Source organism: Methanolobus vulcani (assembly GCF_900100715.1).
In the GTDB taxonomy this organism is placed as follows: Archaea; Halobacteriota; Methanosarcinia; order Methanosarcinales; family Methanosarcinaceae; genus Methanolobus; species Methanolobus vulcani.
In genome coordinates, this window is record NZ_FNCA01000002.1 from 342,555 (window position 1) to 361,039 (window position 18,485).

24 protein-coding genes and 1 tRNA gene are annotated in these 18,485 nt (G+C 40.7%); 15 read left to right on the forward strand and 10 right to left on the reverse strand.

Annotated elements, in window-relative coordinates; genetic code table 11:
* Positions 1 to 26 precede the first annotated feature (26 nt).
* From BLP52_RS04295 to BLP52_RS04305, 3 genes are all read right to left on the reverse strand, one after another.
* Positions 27 to 1,286: an anhydromevalonate phosphate decarboxylase gene (locus tag BLP52_RS04295; RefSeq protein WP_091708987.1), complete on the reverse strand. Its 1,260-nt coding sequence runs from the start codon at positions 1,284 to 1,286 to the stop codon at positions 27 to 29.
* A 127-nt stretch (positions 1,287 to 1,413) separates the two neighbouring features.
* Positions 1,414 to 1,872 (reverse strand): CPCC family cysteine-rich protein, encoded by a 459-nt coding sequence (locus BLP52_RS04300; protein WP_091709206.1) that lies wholly within the window; start codon positions 1,870 to 1,872, stop codon positions 1,414 to 1,416.
* 397 nt (positions 1,873 to 2,269) lie between these two features.
* Positions 2,270 to 3,133 carry an ABC transporter ATP-binding protein gene (locus BLP52_RS04305; protein ID WP_238380714.1) on the reverse strand — a complete coding sequence of 288 codons (864 nt, stop codon included), beginning with the start codon at positions 3,131 to 3,133 and terminating at the stop codon, positions 2,270 to 2,272.
* Between the two features lie 155 nt (positions 3,134 to 3,288).
* On the opposite strand from BLP52_RS04305, the gene BLP52_RS04310 reads away from it, so the two are divergent.
* Positions 3,289 to 4,260: a sensor histidine kinase gene (locus BLP52_RS04310; RefSeq protein ID WP_091708989.1), complete on the forward strand. Its 972-nt coding sequence runs from the start codon at positions 3,289 to 3,291 to the stop codon at positions 4,258 to 4,260.
* A gap of 144 nt (positions 4,261 to 4,404) precedes the next feature.
* Complete coding sequence (locus tag BLP52_RS04315; RefSeq protein ID WP_091708991.1) at positions 4,405 to 4,875, forward strand: hypothetical protein; 471 nt, start codon at positions 4,405 to 4,407, stop codon at positions 4,873 to 4,875.
* 62 nt (positions 4,876 to 4,937) lie between these two features.
* Here BLP52_RS04315 and ygiD read toward each other — a convergent pair whose 3' ends face one another.
* Together ygiD and BLP52_RS04325 are read right to left on the reverse strand one after the other, a co-directional pair.
* A complete protein-coding gene (ygiD, locus tag BLP52_RS04320) occupies positions 4,938 to 5,753 on the reverse strand; it encodes a 4,5-DOPA-extradiol-dioxygenase (protein WP_202905723.1) in 816 nt (271 codons plus the stop codon).
* A gap of 70 nt (positions 5,754 to 5,823) precedes the next feature.
* Positions 5,824 to 6,219: a cupredoxin domain-containing protein gene (locus BLP52_RS04325; protein WP_091709212.1), complete on the reverse strand. Its 396-nt coding sequence runs from the start codon at positions 6,217 to 6,219 to the stop codon at positions 5,824 to 5,826.
* 308 nt (positions 6,220 to 6,527) lie between these two features.
* Between BLP52_RS04325 and BLP52_RS04330 the strand changes: the two genes are divergently transcribed.
* The 3 genes from BLP52_RS04330 (at position 6,528) to BLP52_RS04340 (ending at position 8,156) form a co-directional block, all read left to right on the forward strand.
* The gene (locus tag BLP52_RS04330; RefSeq protein WP_091708993.1) at positions 6,528 to 7,340 is read left to right on the forward strand and encodes a Rossmann-fold NAD(P)-binding domain-containing protein; all 813 of its coding nucleotides are present in this window, start codon (positions 6,528 to 6,530) and stop codon (positions 7,338 to 7,340) included.
* A gap of 277 nt (positions 7,341 to 7,617) precedes the next feature.
* Positions 7,618 to 7,815, forward strand: a complete 198-nt coding sequence (locus BLP52_RS04335) for a CxxC-x17-CxxC domain-containing protein (RefSeq protein WP_091708994.1) — start codon at positions 7,618 to 7,620, stop codon at positions 7,813 to 7,815.
* A gap of 143 nt (positions 7,816 to 7,958) precedes the next feature.
* On the forward strand, positions 7,959 to 8,156 hold the full coding sequence (locus BLP52_RS04340; RefSeq protein WP_091708996.1) for a hypothetical protein: 198 nt from the start codon (positions 7,959 to 7,961) through the stop codon (positions 8,154 to 8,156).
* A 26-nt stretch (positions 8,157 to 8,182) separates the two neighbouring features.
* Here BLP52_RS04340 and BLP52_RS04345 read toward each other — a convergent pair whose 3' ends face one another.
* The 3 genes from BLP52_RS04345 to BLP52_RS04355 all read right to left on the reverse strand — a co-directional run bounded on the left by BLP52_RS04345 (position 8,183) and on the right by BLP52_RS04355 (position 9,137).
* Positions 8,183 to 8,386, reverse strand: a complete 204-nt coding sequence (locus BLP52_RS04345) for a YwbE family protein (RefSeq protein WP_091708997.1) — start codon at positions 8,384 to 8,386, stop codon at positions 8,183 to 8,185.
* 84 nt (positions 8,387 to 8,470) lie between these two features.
* A complete protein-coding gene (locus BLP52_RS04350; RefSeq protein ID WP_091709000.1) occupies positions 8,471 to 8,779 on the reverse strand; it encodes a nucleotidyltransferase family protein in 309 nt (102 codons plus the stop codon).
* A complete protein-coding gene (locus BLP52_RS04355) occupies positions 8,763 to 9,137 on the reverse strand; it encodes a DUF3795 domain-containing protein (RefSeq protein WP_238380715.1) in 375 nt (124 codons plus the stop codon). Before BLP52_RS04355 ends, BLP52_RS04350 begins: the two co-directional genes overlap by 17 nt.
* An 86-nt stretch (positions 9,138 to 9,223) precedes the next feature.
* On the opposite strand from BLP52_RS04355, the gene BLP52_RS04360 reads away from it, so the two are divergent.
* The gene (locus BLP52_RS04360) at positions 9,224 to 10,006 is read left to right on the forward strand and encodes a DNA-3-methyladenine glycosylase I (RefSeq protein WP_091709002.1); all 783 of its coding nucleotides are present in this window, start codon (positions 9,224 to 9,226) and stop codon (positions 10,004 to 10,006) included.
* A gap of 10 nt (positions 10,007 to 10,016) precedes the next feature.
* On the opposite strand, the gene BLP52_RS04365 is transcribed toward BLP52_RS04360, so the two are convergent.
* Positions 10,017 to 10,199 (reverse strand): hypothetical protein, encoded by a 183-nt coding sequence (locus BLP52_RS04365; protein WP_091709004.1) that lies wholly within the window; start codon positions 10,197 to 10,199, stop codon positions 10,017 to 10,019.
* Between the two features lie 109 nt (positions 10,200 to 10,308).
* Positions 10,309 to 10,382 (reverse strand) — tRNA-Thr (locus BLP52_RS04370).
* A gap of 99 nt (positions 10,383 to 10,481) precedes the next feature.
* Between BLP52_RS04370 and BLP52_RS04375 the strand changes: the two genes are divergently transcribed.
* From BLP52_RS04375 to hisC, 9 genes are all read left to right on the forward strand, one after another.
* The gene (locus BLP52_RS04375; RefSeq protein ID WP_091709006.1) at positions 10,482 to 11,042 is read left to right on the forward strand and encodes an aldolase; all 561 of its coding nucleotides are present in this window, start codon (positions 10,482 to 10,484) and stop codon (positions 11,040 to 11,042) included.
* Between the two features lie 101 nt (positions 11,043 to 11,143).
* Positions 11,144 to 11,755 (forward strand): archaetidylinositol phosphate synthase, encoded by a 612-nt coding sequence (gene pgsA, locus BLP52_RS04380; RefSeq protein ID WP_091709008.1) that lies wholly within the window; start codon positions 11,144 to 11,146, stop codon positions 11,753 to 11,755.
* A gap of 69 nt (positions 11,756 to 11,824) precedes the next feature.
* Entirely contained in the window at positions 11,825 to 12,274 is a 450-nt protein-coding gene (locus BLP52_RS04385) for an archease (protein ID WP_238380716.1), read from the forward strand.
* A gap of 129 nt (positions 12,275 to 12,403) precedes the next feature.
* Positions 12,404 to 13,870: an RtcB family protein gene (locus BLP52_RS04390; RefSeq protein ID WP_091709010.1), complete on the forward strand. Its 1,467-nt coding sequence runs from the start codon at positions 12,404 to 12,406 to the stop codon at positions 13,868 to 13,870.
* Positions 13,871 to 14,259: 389 nt separating this feature from the next.
* Complete coding sequence (locus BLP52_RS04395) at positions 14,260 to 14,733, forward strand: PUA domain-containing protein (RefSeq protein WP_091709012.1); 474 nt, start codon at positions 14,260 to 14,262, stop codon at positions 14,731 to 14,733.
* Positions 14,734 to 14,874: 141 nt separating this feature from the next.
* Positions 14,875 to 15,705, forward strand: coding sequence for an acyltransferase (locus tag BLP52_RS04400; RefSeq protein WP_091709013.1), 831 nt, complete (start codon positions 14,875 to 14,877; stop codon positions 15,703 to 15,705).
* 44 nt (positions 15,706 to 15,749) lie between these two features.
* Positions 15,750 to 16,091: a hypothetical protein gene (locus BLP52_RS04405; RefSeq protein ID WP_091709015.1), complete on the forward strand. Its 342-nt coding sequence runs from the start codon at positions 15,750 to 15,752 to the stop codon at positions 16,089 to 16,091.
* A 190-nt stretch (positions 16,092 to 16,281) separates the two neighbouring features.
* Positions 16,282 to 17,388: an acetylornithine transaminase gene (locus tag BLP52_RS04410; protein WP_091709217.1), complete on the forward strand. Its 1,107-nt coding sequence runs from the start codon at positions 16,282 to 16,284 to the stop codon at positions 17,386 to 17,388.
* Positions 17,375 to 18,478, forward strand: coding sequence for a histidinol-phosphate transaminase (gene hisC, locus BLP52_RS04415; RefSeq protein ID WP_091709017.1), 1,104 nt, complete (start codon positions 17,375 to 17,377; stop codon positions 18,476 to 18,478). The genes BLP52_RS04410 and hisC overlap by 14 nt, the downstream gene beginning before the upstream one ends.
* The last annotated feature ends 7 nt before the right edge of the window (positions 18,479 to 18,485 follow it).

Sequence of the window (18,485 nt, forward strand, 5' to 3'; positions counted from 1 at the left end):
TTTCACCATGTTGTAATTTTCACTCTTCACTCTGGCATCTTTGCACGTTCAAAGTTCTGTGCTTCTTTCAGAACCTTTGTAGCGTCAATTCCCATTTTGGTGGTGGTTCCATCAGGTGCACCGCGTGGGTCAAGTGAACTTCCTCTCACATTTGGTATTATCATAACGTCCATGTCACCCTTCACCCTGGTGGCAATGGCAAATTCAACATCTTGCAGGTCAAAGATGTCGATATCATCATCAACTACAACCACATGCTTCAGGCTTGTGTGAGCTGCGAAAGCTGCCATGATGGCGTTCTTTCCGTCACCTTCTGTCTGTTTCTCAATCTGAACCACTGCATGCAGGTAACAGCACCCGCCTTCTGTGAGTACCACGTTCTTTACGGTTGTGACTTCGCTGACAGCGTTGAATATCCTTGGTTCGTATGGAACTCCCATCATGAGCAGGTGTTCAGGACCTGCCGGGAGGATTCCGTGGTAGATAGGGTCTTTGCGGTGCAGTATTCTTGTGATGTGTATGACCGGTTCCTGTCTCACAAGGTCGTAGGTTCCTGTTATGTCCACGAATGGTCCTTCATCGACTCTTTCAACCGGGTCGATGTAACCTTCAAGGACGATCTCTGCATGAGGGACTTTGATTCCGTTTGAGCATTCGAAAAGTTCTACAGGTCTGCCACGTAGGGCTGCAGCATAGTTGAATTCCTTGCCTGCCGGTACACGTGTGGTTGATGCGAAAGTAACTGTAGGGTCAGCACCAAGAACGATTGCAATAGGGAGTTTTTCACCTTTGTCAGATGCTTTCTTATGCATGACGTAGCTGTGTCTTGGAGCTACAAGACGTGCTGCAAGTCTTGTTTTATCGACTACAAGGAGCCTGTGGATAGCTGCATTCATGACGCCTTCATACTCAGTTACAACAACTCCGGCTGTAAGATATGGTCCTGCATCCTTTTCGAAGTGTGTCATTATGGGGAGTTTTGTGAGGTCAACTTCATCCTCGATGACTTCCATTGTTGGTGAGTTTTTTACGATAACGACCTCGCCATCTGGTGATACTTCAGAGAGTTTCTTGATTATCTTATCCTTGTCCACACCGAACATTGTTGCAAGTTCATCCCTTGAACCGAGCACGTTCATGATGGCTTTGTTGCCGTCAATGTCATGGAACAGCACCGGTCCGGGTGTCTTCTTTGCAATACGCGGTGCTTCGAACACCTTTGAAACAGGCTCTGTTACCTCAACGAGTTTCCCGTTCTTCCTGAGCTGGTCGATAAATTCCCTCATGGTATCATCCGTGTAAAAGTTGTAAGTAATATATTATTAGTGAGTTGTCTCATTTAGGGCTAGAATATGAGCCAATTATATTTGAATGCATATACTAAAAGAGGATTGTGTGCAGTTTTGTTTTGTTTCAATTGCTTTTCTCTTTGTTCTTTCGTATTTTTTCTAAAAGAATTACATGATACTCTCTAAAGCAATTATCGATTTTTTCTATTATCTCATTACGAGGAGCATTCTCATCTAATAATTGATAAAATAATTTGATAAGCTCATTTTTGATTTCTATGTAAGGAGTTTCATGACATCTAGATTTTTCCCCATCATAACACAGATTTTTCTGAAAATTATCTCTAGCTTCAGTTAAACTAAAAGATTCGTTAGGTCCTCCAAGAACTTCATCTGCATTTATATCATCCTGTCCATCATCTTCCCATTTACATAAAATACATATGTCATAACCACCGCGTTCATTTAGAGTTGGAAAACCACAGCATGGGCATGTATAATCTAGAGTAGTTTCCGGTAACTTTATTTTTTCATTTTCGAGATATTGATTGAACTTAATTCTTCTTTGTTTAAAATCTTCCATGAGGAAAAAATACAAGAGTATTACATAATACTTTTTGATGTATGTGCTCAGTAGGAATCCTGCCATTATGATTTCTCGCAGGTTACGAATAACTCGAATAATCCCGAAGGGTCCGGCGAAGCCGGCGCTTTACCATAAGAAAAGCAAAAAAATCTGCATGTAATATTAGAATACTTTATTTGCAGGCTTTCATAAAATTATGTATACAGATCTGAAAATCTAAGGGATATTCTTTTGTATAGCATCATTGGAATGTGCCGCCTTCGGCGGATGGTTGCTTTGTTTTTAGATTGCCAATTTTTTGTGGAAACTAAATTGGGCAAAGACTGTATCAGTCACATACACAGGATTTCTACAGAGCCGATGTATGAACTAATTAAAAAGAAATAGTCCTCTTTCAGCACCATGCATGATAATATCCCTTATCCTTTCCAACCTCAACAGGAATACCAAATAACTCCGTCAGTTTCTCAGCAGTAAGAATATCCTCAATATCTCCGTCTGCAAAAATCCTGCCGTCCTTCAGGAGAACCGCACGGTTGATTTCAGGAACAATATCCTCAAGGTCGTGGGTTACAAGGATTATGCTCTTTCCGGCAGCTGCGATCTTGCTCACAGTTTCCCTGAACACATGCTTGCTTTTCAGGTCAAGGCTGTTTGTCGGTTCATCCAGAACAAGAATCATAGGGTCGTGGACAAGCGCCCTTCCGATGAGGACTCTTCTTGCTTCACCGGTTGAAAGGTGGGATATGTTCTTGCTGGCAAGGTGTCTTATCTCAAGGAAATCAATGATATCTGCTGTTCTTTTCAGCATGTAAGGTTCGATTTTCATGTTAGGATAGATACCAATGCTGCTGAAAAAACCGGAAAGGACCACTTCTACTACTGAGATGTCTCTCGTATAGTCAAGTTGCAGGTCACCAGATACAATTCCCATGAGATTTTTCAGGTCTGAGATTACCCACCTGTCCTTTTCCAAAATCCTGAAAACCATTCCTTCAGTATCTGCAATTGGGCGGTAGTCTCCGATAATAGTTTTGATGATAGATGACTTGCCGGAACCATTCGGTCCGATGAGTGCGATATTTTCACCTTTCTTAATGTTGAAACATAAGGAATCAAGGATAAGTCTGTCATTTTTCCTGACAACTATATTTTTCATCTCAACAAGAGATTCAGGCATACTATCGTTACTTTTCTCTGTGGTTTTTTGTTGCTCTGTCATCTGCTGGTCACATGTTTCCTTTATGCTTGGTTGCATCCGTTTATTTGCCTAAGAGTAATAATGTTTTTGTGGTGGTTAGGATGCATTGAAAATCACATTATATTAATCTGGAAAATGATTTATTTATATAATATATGCATGTATAAAAACATTGTATTTACGAACTTCTATAATTTGGAGAAGAACCCATTATGTTTTCAGGAAAGAGATTTGCAAATGTATCTATTTTATTTGCTGAAGCTATTCTTCTATTTCTTTCCCAAACAATAGCAGTCTCGGCCTTAGCGACTACTTCTCCTGAAAGCAACGCTTCTTTCTTTGACCAATACAGGACTGAACTTTTCATAATTATAATCGCACTCATCATCCAGTTCATTCTTATCTCTCTTCTTCTGATCAATCGCAGAATACTCAAGAATACCCAGTCTGACCTGATAGCTGCAAAAGAAAAAGCAGAAGATGCAGACCTTTTGAAATCACAGTTCTTATCCAACATGAGTCATGAGCTAAGAACGCCACTCAATGGAATACTGGGTTTCTCAGAACTTATCATCGTTTCTTGTCCTGATGAAAAATGCAGTCATTATGCCAGTCTTATCAAAAAAAGTGGAGAACGCTTACTCCTCATAATCGATGACATACTTGATACTTCCAAAATAGAAGCAGACCAGCTTGTAATACATAAAGAACGATTCAGCATCAATGATATGCTTGATGAAATCTATTCACTTTTCAAAGTCCAGTTTGAATCCAAAAAACCGTCTGTTGATCTCATTCTTGCAAAAGGCTTTGACAATGAGAACAGCATGCTTTACTGCGATGAACACCGTCTGAGGCAGATTTTTAATAATCTCATAGGTAATGCCATGAAATTTACAGAAAAGGGCAAAGTTGAATTTGGTTATAATATTGAAGATGATTTAATGATGTTCTACGTTTCTGATACAGGTATTGGTATTCCGGAAGACCACTACGAATGTGTTTTTGGAAGATTCAGGCAGGCGCATGATGCTTCCACAAGAAAATACAAAGGTACAGGTCTTGGAATGTCAATTTCAAAATCTCTCACAGAACTTCTGGGAGGCTCCATGACATTTGAATCAGAGGTTGGTGTAGGAACAACTTTCTATTTCTCGATTCCTTATATACAGGAAGCGGAATGAAATTACTCTGTATTTGATTTTTTAGATAAAAACAAAACAACAATCTTTATATATTTATTAATTTTTAAGTTAATTATCATCATCTATGGTTGTAATGATGGTACAAAAGTGGTCTCAATTCAATAGATTTTAAGGAGGGTTCTTATGGATGACGAAATTATCGGAATAGTTCCGAACATGAAGAAAAGTAAGATGCTGGGTATGTCCTATGATATGTTCACTTTGATTGCAACGCCTGATACTACCATCATGGCTAAAGTCACACGTGCAATGTTGAATCAGGTTATAAAAGATTCACGTGCACAAGCCAAAGCTGAAGGAAAAGGTTTCTTCGGACAATGGGGCGCCCAGATATCAGGTGCAAATAAGTACGCTGAAAGATACGCTGGGATGAGTGCACAGATGGCTCTGGCCGAGGATAAAGCAAACTTTGCAATCCCCAATTCAACTATCAGTTCAGTAAAGGTTAACAAAAAAACACGTACTGATGACGACGGAATAAATCAAACAACCTGGGAGACCATCATCCAGGCAGATTCTGGGAAAATCAAGTATAAGACGGATTATGATCCGAAAGGCCATTTGCAGGCCATATACGGTGACAGGGTAAAATAATCCGAATAATTCTTTTTTGAATGATTCTCTTTTTATTTTTCAGCCATTTCTGGCTGAATATTTTATCCTATCTTAAAGCATCTCATTGAAACTGATGAATGTTGGAATCCTTCATGTGTAAACTCAAGAACTTCACCTTCTTCCTGTAATGCAATTGCATAGATCATTGGAAGGTAGTGGTCCAGCGTGGGGACGCCAATTTTGGCTACTTCGCCCATGTTAAGGTATTGAATAAGGTCTCTGTGGTTACCGGACAGAATATTTTCTTTTACTTTCTCGTCAAGTTCAACCGCCCATTCATATGGTTCTGCATCGACATTCTGGAAATCAATAAGACTCAGATTATGAACAATATTACCACTGCCAATTATGAGCACACCCTTATTGCGAAACTCTTTGAGTTCTGATGCCAGATCATAGTGATGCTGCAGCATTTTAGGGTGCCATTCATTGAAAGAGTAGTTAATACTCATTTCAAAGACAGGAATGTCAGCTTCAGGATACATATGTTTGAGAACTGCCCATGAAGCGTGGTCAAGTCCCCATTGGTTGCTGCACTTTACAGGCACTTTTTTTACGGTCCTGCATGCAAGTTCAGCTTCTGTAGGTGCTCCGGGACTTGGATAACTCACTTCGTATAATTTCTGTGGAAAACCGTAGAAATCATAGATTGTTTTAGGATTTTCATTACAGGTGACAAATGTTCCATCGGTCATCCAGTGAGCTGATATAACCATGATAGCTTCAGGTCTTGGAAGTTCTTTCCCAAGTTTCACAAGGCTTTGGGTGTAACTATTGTCAAGGATGATGTTCATTGGAGAACCATGTCCAATGAAAAGGACAGGCATTTTCTCCTTCTCAGGTAACTTTTCACTCATTTCGTACTCTTTGTATGAGGTTGATGTCTATCGTGCCTATGCCAGCTTATGCAAACTTTATCTGCTGTTCTTATTCTACTATGACCATTCCTGTCATTGAATGATGGATCGAGCAGTGGTAGTTGTAGGTTCCGGTCTCGGTAAAGGTATGACTGAACGAATCGCCATTTTTGAGCGCATCAGATGCAAAATCCGCTCCGGCTACAGTGTGAGATACTGAATCAAAGTTTGTCCACTTTACCGTGTCACCTGATGAGATTGTGACTGATTGTGGATTGAAAGCGAAGTTCTGGATAGACACTTCCACAGTCATACTTTCTGTGGTCATGGCAGGTGTCCCATTAGTCGGACTTGTCGTAGTTTCGTTTGCTGGAGTCGCAGTCTGTCCACTGTTGCTATAACTGGTACATCCCATTGCCAGAGATGCAGCGACTAGAAGTATGAATATGATCAATTTTCTTTTCATTATTAACCCCCTTTCAATTGGGTGTCTTACCTTGATATAATTTCTCACAAAGTATTCCACTTTAATTATTTTCTGGACGACTATCAAATTCATCTGGAGCAGTAATAAATAAGACTCCTGACCCAACAGTTTCATCTGTTCTCCTTTTTATTATGTGATGTCTTTCCCACAAAAAGGATGTCGGTACTAAAAATACATAATCACATTCTTATTCAGGTTAGGTTTAATATAAGTTTAAATCCCCTTTTGTTATTGTGAACGACAATTATCATTCCTGTTTGGATCTTGGAATCAAGAGTTTTCGCTCCTTGCCTATAATAGAAGGTTATTACCTTGTGCTGGGTGGTGGAAAGATAGGAAGCGATTTTGCCAGATATGCCAAAGAGAAATCTTTTCCTTTTGTAGTGATAATTGATGTAGATGAGTCAGCTAAGGCCACTAACAGTTCAGTATCTGTTGACCGGGAAGAACTTTTCAGTCTGATTAAGGATTTCCATAAGTCAAAACCCATTTCACACAGCGTTTATTTTCATTGTATGGATGTGCGAAATGTTCCAGACATTCTTAAAATCGGCATTCCGGAGTTCATAATTCCTGCTGTGCCAACACATGCTGTTGTGAATATGGCAATTGACATGTTTGGTTCAGTTTCATCCGGAAATCTAATTTCTGCCGTTCAGATAGATGAAAACGATGAGAAAATGATTGCATACTTCAACGACATTCTCTCACTTTTGCCGGAGAACATTGTGGTGTTTAGTTCCCTTAAAGATGGAGTTGTCATGTTCTCATACGCAAAGATGGGAGAGATTTGTCCTGATAACTGCATGGGCCCAGCGGAATATTGCTATAATTTCAAGAGGGAAAAGCCTGAAACAATAACGGCTTATGCCAGGAAACTGATACCATCTTACAAGGGCTGGGTTTTTGAAAGCTTCCAGATGAAATCGGGAATTGGCGGAATCCGGGGAATTGATTTCAAAGAGCATATGCTCTCTTTAATGGAACATGTTAAGTCAGTTAATGAAAAAAGAGATTCATGTTCAATCGAAGATCGTGTTTTCTTTATTGCAACAACCTGTAATTGTCACGGAATAATGAATTTGCTTGAAGTACGATAAATTATTTTGTATTGGTTTTAATTGGTGGAGAGTACTCTTTAAATTGATAGCATCGGTTATTTATACCATTGAGTGATAGTAAGTATTAGTTCGATTGCTCAACGATTTTATAAAGGATTACTCTATTTTTGCGTGCTTCTTTTAACAATTGCTGACAGTAAGAAGTAGTCATATCGGAATGAGCGATTTGGTTTTAACAGGTATAAACTGTTCATGCGATAATTCTCAGTCTCGGTTCTGCTGTACGAACTATGTAAAAATTAAGGAGAAATACAAAATGGGATACAATAACAGAGGCGGAAACAGTAGAGGCGGCGGTGGCGGCTTTAGGTCAAACAATGGTCCAAGGGAAATGCACAAGGCAATATGTTCTGACTGCAAGCAGGAGACAGAAGTTCCTTTCAAGCCATCCGGTGACAGACCTGTATATTGCAGGGAATGTTTCCAGAACCACAGACCACCTAAAAGATACTAATTATTTTGTATAATTCAGTATATTTCAGACAGATACTATGTCTTCATAAATTTGATGCGATTCGTATCTGTCAACATAACTTTTTTGATCCTTGTTTTTTATACGATCACTTTCCGTAAGCAAAGCTAGGGAGGAATGCATGTATGAAATTAGAAAAAGTGTTATGCCCGGTATGCGGTTCTCATATTCTTGCAGGCATACCACTGGGACAAAACATTGTGTGTGTTTCAATTACTTCCGGCAAACCGGATGATTTTGGAGCTGCATATAAATCCAGTTCAAGGTGTACAAGCTGCAATAAAATGTTTGCATGCTATACTAAGAATGATGATCAAGAATAAAGATCTAAGACTAAATTAAGATTAGGTTACTCACTGGAGTGGATCTCTTTTACTCTTCCCACGCTGCCATCTTCCAGTTGGACTTTTATCCCGTGTGGGTGAGATGAAGACTTTGTTAGAATCCTTTTGACAACACCTCTGGTTATCTTACCGCTTTTCTGATCATTTTTCAGGACTATTCCAACGTCAAGTCCTATTTTGATATTCTTTCGTGAACTTCCGGGATTCATGATGGCAGGAGAGTTTGAGATTATATAAGATTGTTTGTCGATGAAAATTAAGAATGGACCAATGGTCTGGCTATAAATCCATTCTTATATTGGTATTATCTCGTTCAATATATCTTTACCAACTTTTTGTTTCAGGACGGGTTTGAGTACAAGTTCAACTTTAATTCCCAATGTGTCTGAAAGATAATCTTCAAGTTCAATAAAACCAAGCAATCCCGGCATTTCAATATAATCTACAAGCAAGTCGATATCACTTTTCTTGTTTTGTTCTTTTCTGACATAAGGGCCGAATACTGCAAGAGATCTAACGTTGAATTTTCTTTCCAGCTCCGGCAACAACTCATGAAGTTGCTCTATGTACATATCAATTCCAATATCATTTGTATTTTCCATAAGCATTCGTCCAGTTATCAGCAATCTTCAAAAACTCTTCATATCCATTTTCCCTGATAAACTCTATTGCCTGCCGATATTTTCCATATTTGTACCCATTTTTATCGTAGAATTCATTGATCACAGAACAGATTTCGATCTCAGAACAATCGGCACAGCTATCGTATCCTCTGCCGATACAGCAAACTTTTATTTTACATCTGGCTTTACTGAGGTCTCTTTCGCCGGTGTCATAGCCAAGCTTGCATCCCTTGCAGGTTCCGGTGTTGAAAGGTTTACAGGTTTTGCAGTATGCACCGCAGCAGCCAATTTCTTTAATGGACATGATTTTCGCTTTCAAAGCTATTGTAACATTCATTTAAAATAACACTTACTTTAAAACTAAGAATCACAAATAATAATCTTTTTCTATTTTTGCGATTCTTCTATTTTGAGTGGTGTTTAATGACTTCATACAATGATATATTTTCTAAAGCTGAGTCTAGCTTACAAGATTATTGTTTTCTTTCAGAAGAAGATTTCAAGAAGAATTTTGGTTATTACAAAACATATGAGAGTCAAGATTTAACTGATTCTCAATATTATGAAAGGTTAGTAGAAGTTATATTTTATTCAGGATTTAAGGCTGAAACAGTTGATAATAAAATGCCTGTTATTAAATCATATTTTTCAGATTTTCAATCTGTTGCAGAATACGATGAATCTATGGTTTTTAAGATAATGCAGGATGAACAGATGATACGGAATGAAAAGAAAATTTCAGCATGCATCAAAAACGCTAAAGTATTCAGTAATATAGTTGAAAAGCATGGATCTTTCAAAAAGTACATAGATACTTTCAAAACGGAACAGTCTTTTGAGAATTTAATGTTGTTCAAAGAGGAATTGCAGTATACTTTTTCGTTCTTGGGCGATATAACATCATATCACTTTATGACTGATATTGGCCTTCCTGTTTTGAAACCAGATCGGGTAATTACAAGGATTTTCAAAAGAATAGGTCTGATCGAGAGCGAAGAACAATTATTGAAAACCGTAATTCATGGAAGAAAATTCAGCCAGGCAACTGGCCATCCTATAAGATATATTGATATTGTTTTTGCGACTTATGGCCAAATGGGAAATGATGATTATTTTGGTTTGAAAGATGGCGGAATCTGTCTGGGTAAAAATCCGAAATGCAATATATGCGGAATCAGAGATTTTTGTAATTATAGTTTTAGATAAAGTGGATATTTTACTTAAACAACAACTTCACCACAGCCACAATTCCCAAAACAACCACAGCAAACACAATAAGAAGATACACAAAACTGAATGGCAGATGGAAAAAAGCTCCCATGAAATTAAGAATAGCTCTTACTAAGGCAAAAGCAGCTAGAATGACTACAATTACCAGAACAATCTCTTTAGCATCCAATGAACTGCACCTGCCATTCTATTAACACTTTTACTACTTTACGGTTTTGAAAATGTGTGTTATGAAATAGTTCCCAATAATGGGCTACAAATCAAAATCAGAGAAATGAAGCCTCAGGCGTGATTTGAACACGCGACCTAGTGATTACAAATCACTCGCTCTGCCGGGCTGAGCCACTGAGGCAACATGATGCGCATTCCACATCTTTTTATGGAAAGCATTCCCTTACATATCATAATAGCAGATAAATTTTATGGTAGCAGACTACCCGGAGATATACCTATGTGGCATGAAATTTCGAGGATTGGAAAAAAACTTGTGGCAAACGGGCTGGTAGAATCACATTTTGGAAACATCAGTGTAAGAATTGGTAACCGAATGCTCATCACACGCAGCGGTTGCGCGCTGGATGAGATAACAGAGGACAACGTCGTAGAGGTGCGCATTGACGCTTCATCCCCTCTGGATATGATCGCCTCATCCGAAGCCATAGTTCATCGTGCCATCTATAGCAAAACTCCTGCTCTTGCAATTGTTCATGCACATTGCCCATTTGCCGTGACACTCTCCTTACTGGCAGAGGGCAACAGTATCACCCCTGCTGACAGCGAGGGGCAATACTTCCTCGGAAAAGTGCCTATAGTCAAAGGCGGCATCGGCTCAGATGAGCTTGCAGACAACCTTGCCTCAGCACTTGCGCATAACAAAACCGCCATAATTTACAGCCATGGCACCTTTGCCACAGGAAAAGTACTGGATGAGGCCTATGTACTCACCACACAGGTTGAGCATTCATGCAAGATAAAATACTGGTACGACCTTGCCAAAAACAAAAGTGCATGAAATCTGGCCTTTTTGTCTTATAGTTAGCCTGAAATTATCCTTAAATATTATAAATCCCGGAAAACGTTAAATCATAAAAATACTCATTTGGTACAATATCTATGACATTCAATGCTCTAAGACCTGTAGCATCAAAAATATTGGAGCCAATGGCCGTTGCAATTGCAAAGATGGGTATTTCCCCAAACACGATTTCAATGATCTCACTTCTCTTTGCAGCTCTTGCAGGCATATTGTACTACAGGTCAGCCTTTGATCCCCTTCTGGTTCTTGTAGCAGGTTTACTGGTAGCATTGAACTCATTTTTAGATGCAATGGACGGTCTTGTGGCACGTTACATGAACGCATCAAGTGCACGCGGTGATTTTCTTGATCACGTAATTGACCGCTACTCAGACGTATTCATCATTTGCGGCATCTTCTTCGGAGGCTATGTGGAATGGCAGATAGGTGTTATAACCATCGTTGGTGTCCTCCTCACAAGCTACCTTGGAACTCAGGCGCAGGCACTGAATCTAGGACGTTACTACGGTGGAATCATTGGCAGGGCGGACAGGCTGGTCCTTATCATGTTATCTTCAGTGATCTATTATTTCTACCAGGCTGAAGTATTTGGATTCTCTTCTCTTGGTTGGATGATCCTTATTATCGGAGTTGGAAGCCACATCACAGCTTTCCAGCGTATAGCTCACGTCTGGAAACAACTGGAATGATTAAATCCGATAGGCCAACATTACAAATCCAGGGGGCTACTTTAATTATCTCAAGATCAATTAAGGTTCATGTCATCTGAGATGGATATCGATTACGAGTATCTGGAACACACTGCTGATGTAAGGTTTAGGGCTTACGGAAAAACCCTTGAGCAGGCATTTGAGAATGCAGCCCTTGCCATGCTTAATGTAATGGTTGAAACCGATTCCATAAATAATACCCTGTCAATTGATATCGAACTTACATCTTTTGACCTTGACAGTCTGCTCTTTGACTGGCTTTCCGAGATACTTTTCGTATTCGAGGTAGATGAAATGGTGTTTGGCCGTGTGGAAGTCAATAAGATTACCGTGGATGGCGATGATGAACAATGTTCACTTGAAGCAACTCTCTATGGAGAAACCATCGACCTCTCAGTTCATGTATTTGATACTGAGGTAAAGGCCGCCACTTATAACGACATGAGGATCGAGAAATCTGATGATGGCTGGACTATTCAGGCAACAGTAGATACGTGAGTAAAAGAAACTTCAACTCAATGCGTGTTAACTGGGTAGATCACTTTCTTATTATCAATATATTCATACGATTAGAGCGCATAGTCTTCATTATAGATGATTGAAGGAAGGAAGACAAGAGGAAATAAAATGTCAGATGAAAATGAAACATCAATTTTAGATATTCTCACTAAAGTAAATGATAATACATGGGAGGTGCCCGGAAATTACAAACCGGGAATGAATGTTCCGGGAAGGATATTCGTATCAAAACCTCTCCTTGATATTCTGGAACCTGAAACCATCGATCAGGTTGCAAACGTGGCATCTCTGCCAGGTATCCAGAAATATTCCATGGCAATGCCGGATGCACATCTTGGTTACGGATTTTCCATCGGTGGTGTAGCAGCTTTTGACAAGGAAAAAGGTGTGATTAGCCCCGGTGGTGTGGGTTTTGATATTAACTGCGGAGTCCGTCTTATCCGTTCAAATCTCATGGAGGATGATGTTCGTCCAAGACTCGCTGATCTTCTTGATTCACTATTCGAAGCAATTCCTTCCGGTGTTGGTTCTAAAAGCCGTATGAGACTTACCGATGAGGAACTGGATGATGTATTCATCCACGGAGTAAACTGGGCGGTGAAGAATGGTTATGGTATGAAGGGTGACCTAAGTCATTGCGAGAGCAATGGAATGATGCCCGGTGCTGATCCTTCAAAAGTAAGCATAAAGGCTCGCAAAAGAGGGCGACCGCAGATAGGAACTCTTGGAAGTGGAAACCATTTCCTTGAAGTGCAGTATGTGGATAAGGTCTATGATGAGGAAGCCGCAAAGGCTTTTGGTCTTAAGGAAGGGCAGATTACTTTTATGATCCACTGCGGTTCACGTGGAGCGGGTCATCAGATATGCACTGACCATCTCCAGAAGCTTACACAGGCTTCAAAGAAGTACAAAATTCCTCTCCCTGACAAGCAACTTGCATGTGCTCCTGCCAGTTCAGAGGAAGCTCAGGATTATTTCAAGGCCATGGTATGTGCGGCAAATTATGCATGGGTAAACCGTCAGATGATAATGCACTGGGCCCGCGAGGTCTTTGATGAGTTCTTCAAGGCTCAGCATGGAGACCTTGGACTTGATCTTGTGTACGATGTTGCTCACAATGTTGCAAAGCTTGAGAAACACATGATCGACGGAGAGGAAAAGGAAGTCTACGTCCACAGGAAAGGTGCTACAAGAGCATTCCCTGCAGGTCATCCTGAGATTCCGGAAGATTACAAGAACATAGGACAACCGGTTATTATTCCGGGAAGCATGGGCACTGCATCTTATGTGCTTAAAGGATGCCCTGCTGCAATGGAGCTTACCTTCGGCAGTGCCTGCCATGGTGCAGGAAGAGTTATGAGCCGAAGCAGTGCTAAGAAAGAGCTGCGTGGTGAAGAGATTCAGAATGAATTGAAGTCACAGGGAATTATCGTAAGAGCGACCCAGCCATCACTCATAGCCGAAGAAGCACCAGAGGTCTATAAATCCAGCAGTGATGTTGTGGACGTGGTACACAATCTTGGCATTGCCACAAAAGTTGCACGTGTACTTCCAATGGGAGTTGTCAAAGGTTGATCTGGCCTTTGGCTTAATTTTCCTTTTTTCCTTTTCTAAAATAGTGTCTGATTTAATAATGATATTTTGTTGAATTAATCTACTTTAAAAATCAGAGCTCACACTGGTCAGTTAAACAACATAGGAAAAGTCCTGCTCTTCAATTGAGCAACGAGGAAACGGGGACATGTTTGAGGGGATGAATGGTTTTGCTTGGTTACAGTTACTATACCTTTGAATACAGTTACAAGCAGTAGTTCCCGTTTCCTCAACTTATAATTGGTCATTATTATATATAAATCTGTTTGACATTATTTATATAGCAAATATGTTCCACTTCTTTAAATAAGAGATAATCTGTTATCAATCTAACCGCTATCATTTTAAAACTTATACTTTATTTAGCAACTATGAGCAATGCAGATAAAAATCTCATAAGGGTCAGGACAATGGCCGACATTCAGTTCGGTAAGGGTTGTGGCGAGATCCTTTTCCCCGATGGTGTTACATTCCTGCTTTCAAGGACAAAACGTGTAAGACAGGTCCAGTTCAACGGAAAGCATATGGCAACGGTCCGTGCAAAGGATGGAATGCTCACTCTCAGTATAGACGGAGCTGTTGCACTTCACCAGGGTCTTAAAAAGCCTGCATCAAGGGTTGTAATTTGTGATGATGCAGTTCCATTTGTTTCGAAGGGGAAAACCGCTTTTGCAAAACACGTAGTTGCAGTTGACCCGGAACTTAGGGCCGGGGACGAGGTTATTCTTGTAGATGAAAAGGATGAGATCCTTGCAACAGGACAATTATTACTATCACCTGCTGAAGCAATTCGAATGGACCGTGGTCCTGCAGTTGATGTAAGGCGTGGGATAGCACAATGTTAGAATAACTATTTATAAATCTATCTCTATTAAATACGATGAAAATAAAGTCATTAGTGCCTTTGATACAGTAATCCCTGACCGGAGAGTGAAAGCATAGAAGAGGAGATATTTAAGACATTTGTAATTCCAGACAATACCAGAATGGAAGAACGTACAATAGTCGTAGATGGGGATGTTATTGCAGGCAATCACTCTGAAATAAAGTACGGTATCATTGCACATTCAGCAATACTTGGTGAAAGGGTCAACGTCACAGGTGATCTGGTCACCACCGGAGACACAAGGATCGATATCTGGTCTGAGATTGGCGGTAACGTCAAAACAGATGAGAATGCCTATATCGGAGAATTCGTTACCATCGATGGGAAATTGGTGGTAAAAGGTGATCTCGATATTGGTAACGATGTGAAGATCAACGGTGGTTTTGAAGCCAAAGGCTGGATTGTTGTAAGGAATCCGGTACCGGTCATAGTTTATCTTTTCCTTTATATCAGCGAGCTTCTGAGGCTTGGAAAGGACGAGGAAGTTGAAAAGGCATTAGGGGAATTGTTTGAGGATGATGAGGAGTCCATAGGACTCAATTCCATGGTCATTCCCAACGGTTCCAAGATATCCATGGACTCCATAAGGGTTCCTTCAAATGCTATTATCGGAAGCAAGTGCAGACTTGTAGGGAATATACGTGCAACATCCCTCGATATGGCAAATGAGACCACACTCTATGGAAGCATACGTACCATTCAGGATGTAAAACTCGGAACAGATAATGTGATCCACGGAAATATAATTTCCAGGGGCAATGTTTACGTTGCTGCCGGAACCCATATTCTGGGGGAGATCAACTCGCAGTCAATAAAGATACATGAAAGTGCCCGTGTAGATGGTGTAATGCGTGCTCCGGGCGGTATCATCTTTGAGCGTGAGGAAGATGATGCTTTGAGTGACAACGAATTGATGCAACTGGATGTCTGAGTGACTTTTGGTATAGGGTTACACAAAAATATGAGGGGATGGCTATGAGTCTAAGTTCAACGTTCCATTTTCTGGACCTTGCAATACGTCTATGTATAGTGATTCTGGCGCTATTGACATCTTATCTCCTGATGAAGATCGATCCCGATGTCATACGCTCGCGAATTTATGTATCATTTAACAATCTGAAAAAATATTTTGTCTTTTTGACAGTAGGTTTTGTACTATATCTTTTTGAGGTACTTGTAACGATAAATTCAATACCTGGAAGCACACAGTATGATAATGTTAAAAGTTTGATGCTGCTTATTTTCCAGATATCAATGCTTGTTTTCCTTTATCATCTCTATGTGGCGATAAAGGTGCCTGACAGACGTATTCTTTAAGAAGTGACATTCGGCTGGCGTTAGGCTGACCAGGGTCACATTTATTTTTCGATTTGTTTTTTCTTGTAACGATAGTCAGATTTAAAAACGGTTCTAATAATTATAGTGAAAAGGTGTTAATTTGCAACAGGATTATACTTCATCATCATCTGAGTCTAAATCCATATTCGATAAGGACTCCAAATATGTAATGCAGACATACGGCCGTCAGCCAGTGGTTCTTGAAAGCGGCAAAGGTTCTCTGGTCTACGATATCGAAGGCCGGGAATATGTTGACTGTGTTGCCGGAATTGCGGTGAACAATATTGGTCACTGTCACCCACGTTTAACAGAAGCGATAAAAAAGCAGGCTGAGAAACTCATTCATGTTTCCAATCTCTATTACACAGAGCCCCAGGCAGAACTTGCCGAGCAACTGGTAAATGTCACCGGCATGGATCGTGTCTTCTTCTGCAACTCCGGTACAGAAGCGGTTGAAGCAGCAATGAAACTTGCAAGGGCAACAACCAAAAAGACAGATTTCATAGCAGTGGAACACTCCTTCCACGGCCGTACCATGGGTGCGCTGAGCCTGACATATAAGGACATTTACCGCGCTCCATTCAAGCCTCTTGTGCAGGAAGAAAAGTTTGTGCCTTTCAATGACGCACAGGCAATAGCCGATGCCATCACTCCAAATACAGCCGCTGTTATCGTTGAGCCAATACAAGGAGAAGGTGGCATAAACGTTCCTTCACCGGATTATCTGAAAGAGGTTCGCAAGATATGTGATGAGAATGAAGTTCTCCTTATCTTCGACGAGGTTCAGACCGGTTTTGGAAGGACAGGTACATGGTTCTGCAAAGAGCAGTTCGGTGTTGAGCCTGACATCATGACAATGGCCAAGGCAATAGGCGGGGGTTTCCCAATGGGTGCCATCGCTGCCCGTGAAGGTGTATCATTTAACCGTGGTGAACACGCAGCAACATTCGGAGGAAGTCCGCTTGCATGTGCCGCAGCACTTGCATCAATCGATGTGATCCGCGAAGAGAATCTCATTCAGCGCTCAAAGGAAATGGGAGAATACTTCCGCAATGAACTGAGCAAACTTACCACAGAAAGCTTTGTCGAAGTACGTGGTAAAGGTCTTATGATCGGTGTCCAGTTCGATCGCAAATGCGCTGACCTTGTGGATTATGGCCGCAAACATGGCGTTCTCCTTAACTGCACCTCAGAAACTGTACTGCGTATCGCTCCTCCATTGGTGATTACAAAAGAGCAGATCGACCGGGTGGTGGGCGTACTTGAGCAGGCCTGAACTAATCAAGGACGTTGTAAATTCAATTGCAGAATATGTTCCCGGAAAATCCATAGAGGAGATCGCAAAGAAATACGGCATCAACCCTAAGGAGATCATAAAACTGGGTTCCAATGAGAACGTTCTTGGTCCGTCTCCAAAGGCAGTTGAAGCTCTTGTATCGACCGCATCAAAAGTAAACATATATCCTTCAGCCGATGCTTGCGAGCTTGTGGAGGCTCTTTCAGTTTACACAGGTCTTCCGACAGGGAACATATGTGCTTCAGGTCCGGGCATGGATGGTTTGCTCGATAACCTCATGCGTGTGCTTATCGAACCAGGAGATGAGGTTGTAATTCCAACTCCAACATTCTCCTATTATGAGATCGCAGCACGTGCAAACGGCGCAAATGCTATTCATGTGGCTCCCGAAGAAGGACTGGAATTCGATGTAGCTGCTATAAAGGAAGTCATTACTGACAGGACAAAAGTTGTATTCCTCTGTTCCCCTAACAATCCAACAGGAATGCTCACTTCAGAAGAAGACGTTTGTTACCTTTTAGAATCTACAAATGGACTTGTGTTTGTAGATGAGGCATATGTTGAGTTTGCAGACAGTAATCTCTCAAAACTGTTACTTGAGTATGACAACCTCATAATCGGCAGGACATTTTCAAAGGCATTCGGGCTTGCAGGTCTGAGACTCGGATATGGATTGATGCCTGAATGGCTCAAATCCCAGTATATGAAGATCGCAACTCCTTTTAATGTAAGTTTTCCTGCTGTTATGGCAGGAGTGGCTGCACTCTCAGATTCAGAGTATTTGGGGAAGAGCATCTCAATGACTGTGGAAGGTCGCAAGTTCCTTTCAGATAATATTCCGTTCAAGGTCTATGAATCCCAGGCCAATTTTATCCTTGTGGATGTCTCACCCCTGATTGCAAGGGATGTATCCGAGTCTCTTATGAAAAAGGGTATTATTGTCAGGGATTGCAGGTCATTCAAAAACGCCGGTGAATCCCTGATACGTGTAACAGTAGGAACCAGGGAACAAAATGAAAAAGTAGTCTCAGCCTTTGAAGAAGCAACGGCCGGCTCAAATTTAATTTAATTAGCAA

What these genes read in the sequence shown, in the direction of transcription:
- BLP52_RS04410 (WP_091709217.1), top strand. Translation starts at nt 16,282, where the DNA reads ATGCAGACATACGGCCGTCAGCCAGTGGTTCTTGAAAGCGGCAAAGGT.
- BLP52_RS04355 (WP_238380715.1), bottom strand. Translation starts at nt 9,137, where the DNA reads ATGAATGTTACAATAGCTTTGAAAGCGAAAATCATGTCCATTAAAGAA.
- BLP52_RS04340 (WP_091708996.1), top strand. Translation starts at nt 7,959, where the DNA reads ATGAAATTAGAAAAAGTGTTATGCCCGGTATGCGGTTCTCATATTCTT.
- BLP52_RS04375 (WP_091709006.1), top strand. Translation starts at nt 10,482, where the DNA reads ATGTGGCATGAAATTTCGAGGATTGGAAAAAAACTTGTGGCAAACGGG.
- BLP52_RS04305 (WP_238380714.1), bottom strand. Translation starts at nt 3,133, where the DNA reads ATGCAACCAAGCATAAAGGAAACATGTGACCAGCAGATGACAGAGCAA.
- BLP52_RS04405 (WP_091709015.1), top strand. Translation starts at nt 15,750, where the DNA reads ATGAGTCTAAGTTCAACGTTCCATTTTCTGGACCTTGCAATACGTCTA.
- BLP52_RS04295 (WP_091708987.1), bottom strand. Translation starts at nt 1,286, where the DNA reads ATGAGGGAATTTATCGACCAGCTCAGGAAGAACGGGAAACTCGTTGAG.
- BLP52_RS04345 (WP_091708997.1), bottom strand. Translation starts at nt 8,386, where the DNA reads ATGAATCCCGGAAGTTCACGAAAGAATATCAAAATAGGACTTGACGTT.
- BLP52_RS04325 (WP_091709212.1), bottom strand. Translation starts at nt 6,219, where the DNA reads ATGAAAAGAAAATTGATCATATTCATACTTCTAGTCGCTGCATCTCTG.
- BLP52_RS04400 (WP_091709013.1), top strand. Translation starts at nt 14,875, where the DNA reads ATGGAAGAACGTACAATAGTCGTAGATGGGGATGTTATTGCAGGCAAT.
- ygiD (WP_202905723.1), bottom strand. Translation starts at nt 5,753, where the DNA reads ATGAGTGAAAAGTTACCTGAGAAGGAGAAAATGCCTGTCCTTTTCATT.
- BLP52_RS04350 (WP_091709000.1), bottom strand. Translation starts at nt 8,779, where the DNA reads ATGGAAAATACAAATGATATTGGAATTGATATGTACATAGAGCAACTT.
- pgsA (WP_091709008.1), top strand. Translation starts at nt 11,144, where the DNA reads ATGACATTCAATGCTCTAAGACCTGTAGCATCAAAAATATTGGAGCCA.
- BLP52_RS04390 (WP_091709010.1), top strand. Translation starts at nt 12,404, where the DNA reads ATGTCAGATGAAAATGAAACATCAATTTTAGATATTCTCACTAAAGTA.
- BLP52_RS04300 (WP_091709206.1), bottom strand. Translation starts at nt 1,872, where the DNA reads ATGGAAGATTTTAAACAAAGAAGAATTAAGTTCAATCAATATCTCGAA.
- BLP52_RS04360 (WP_091709002.1), top strand. Translation starts at nt 9,224, where the DNA reads ATGACTTCATACAATGATATATTTTCTAAAGCTGAGTCTAGCTTACAA.
- BLP52_RS04385 (WP_238380716.1), top strand. Translation starts at nt 11,825, where the DNA reads ATGTCATCTGAGATGGATATCGATTACGAGTATCTGGAACACACTGCT.
- BLP52_RS04335 (WP_091708994.1), top strand. Translation starts at nt 7,618, where the DNA reads ATGGGATACAATAACAGAGGCGGAAACAGTAGAGGCGGCGGTGGCGGC.
- BLP52_RS04315 (WP_091708991.1), top strand. Translation starts at nt 4,405, where the DNA reads ATGGATGACGAAATTATCGGAATAGTTCCGAACATGAAGAAAAGTAAG.
- BLP52_RS04395 (WP_091709012.1), top strand. Translation starts at nt 14,260, where the DNA reads ATGAGCAATGCAGATAAAAATCTCATAAGGGTCAGGACAATGGCCGAC.
- BLP52_RS04310 (WP_091708989.1), top strand. Translation starts at nt 3,289, where the DNA reads ATGTTTTCAGGAAAGAGATTTGCAAATGTATCTATTTTATTTGCTGAA.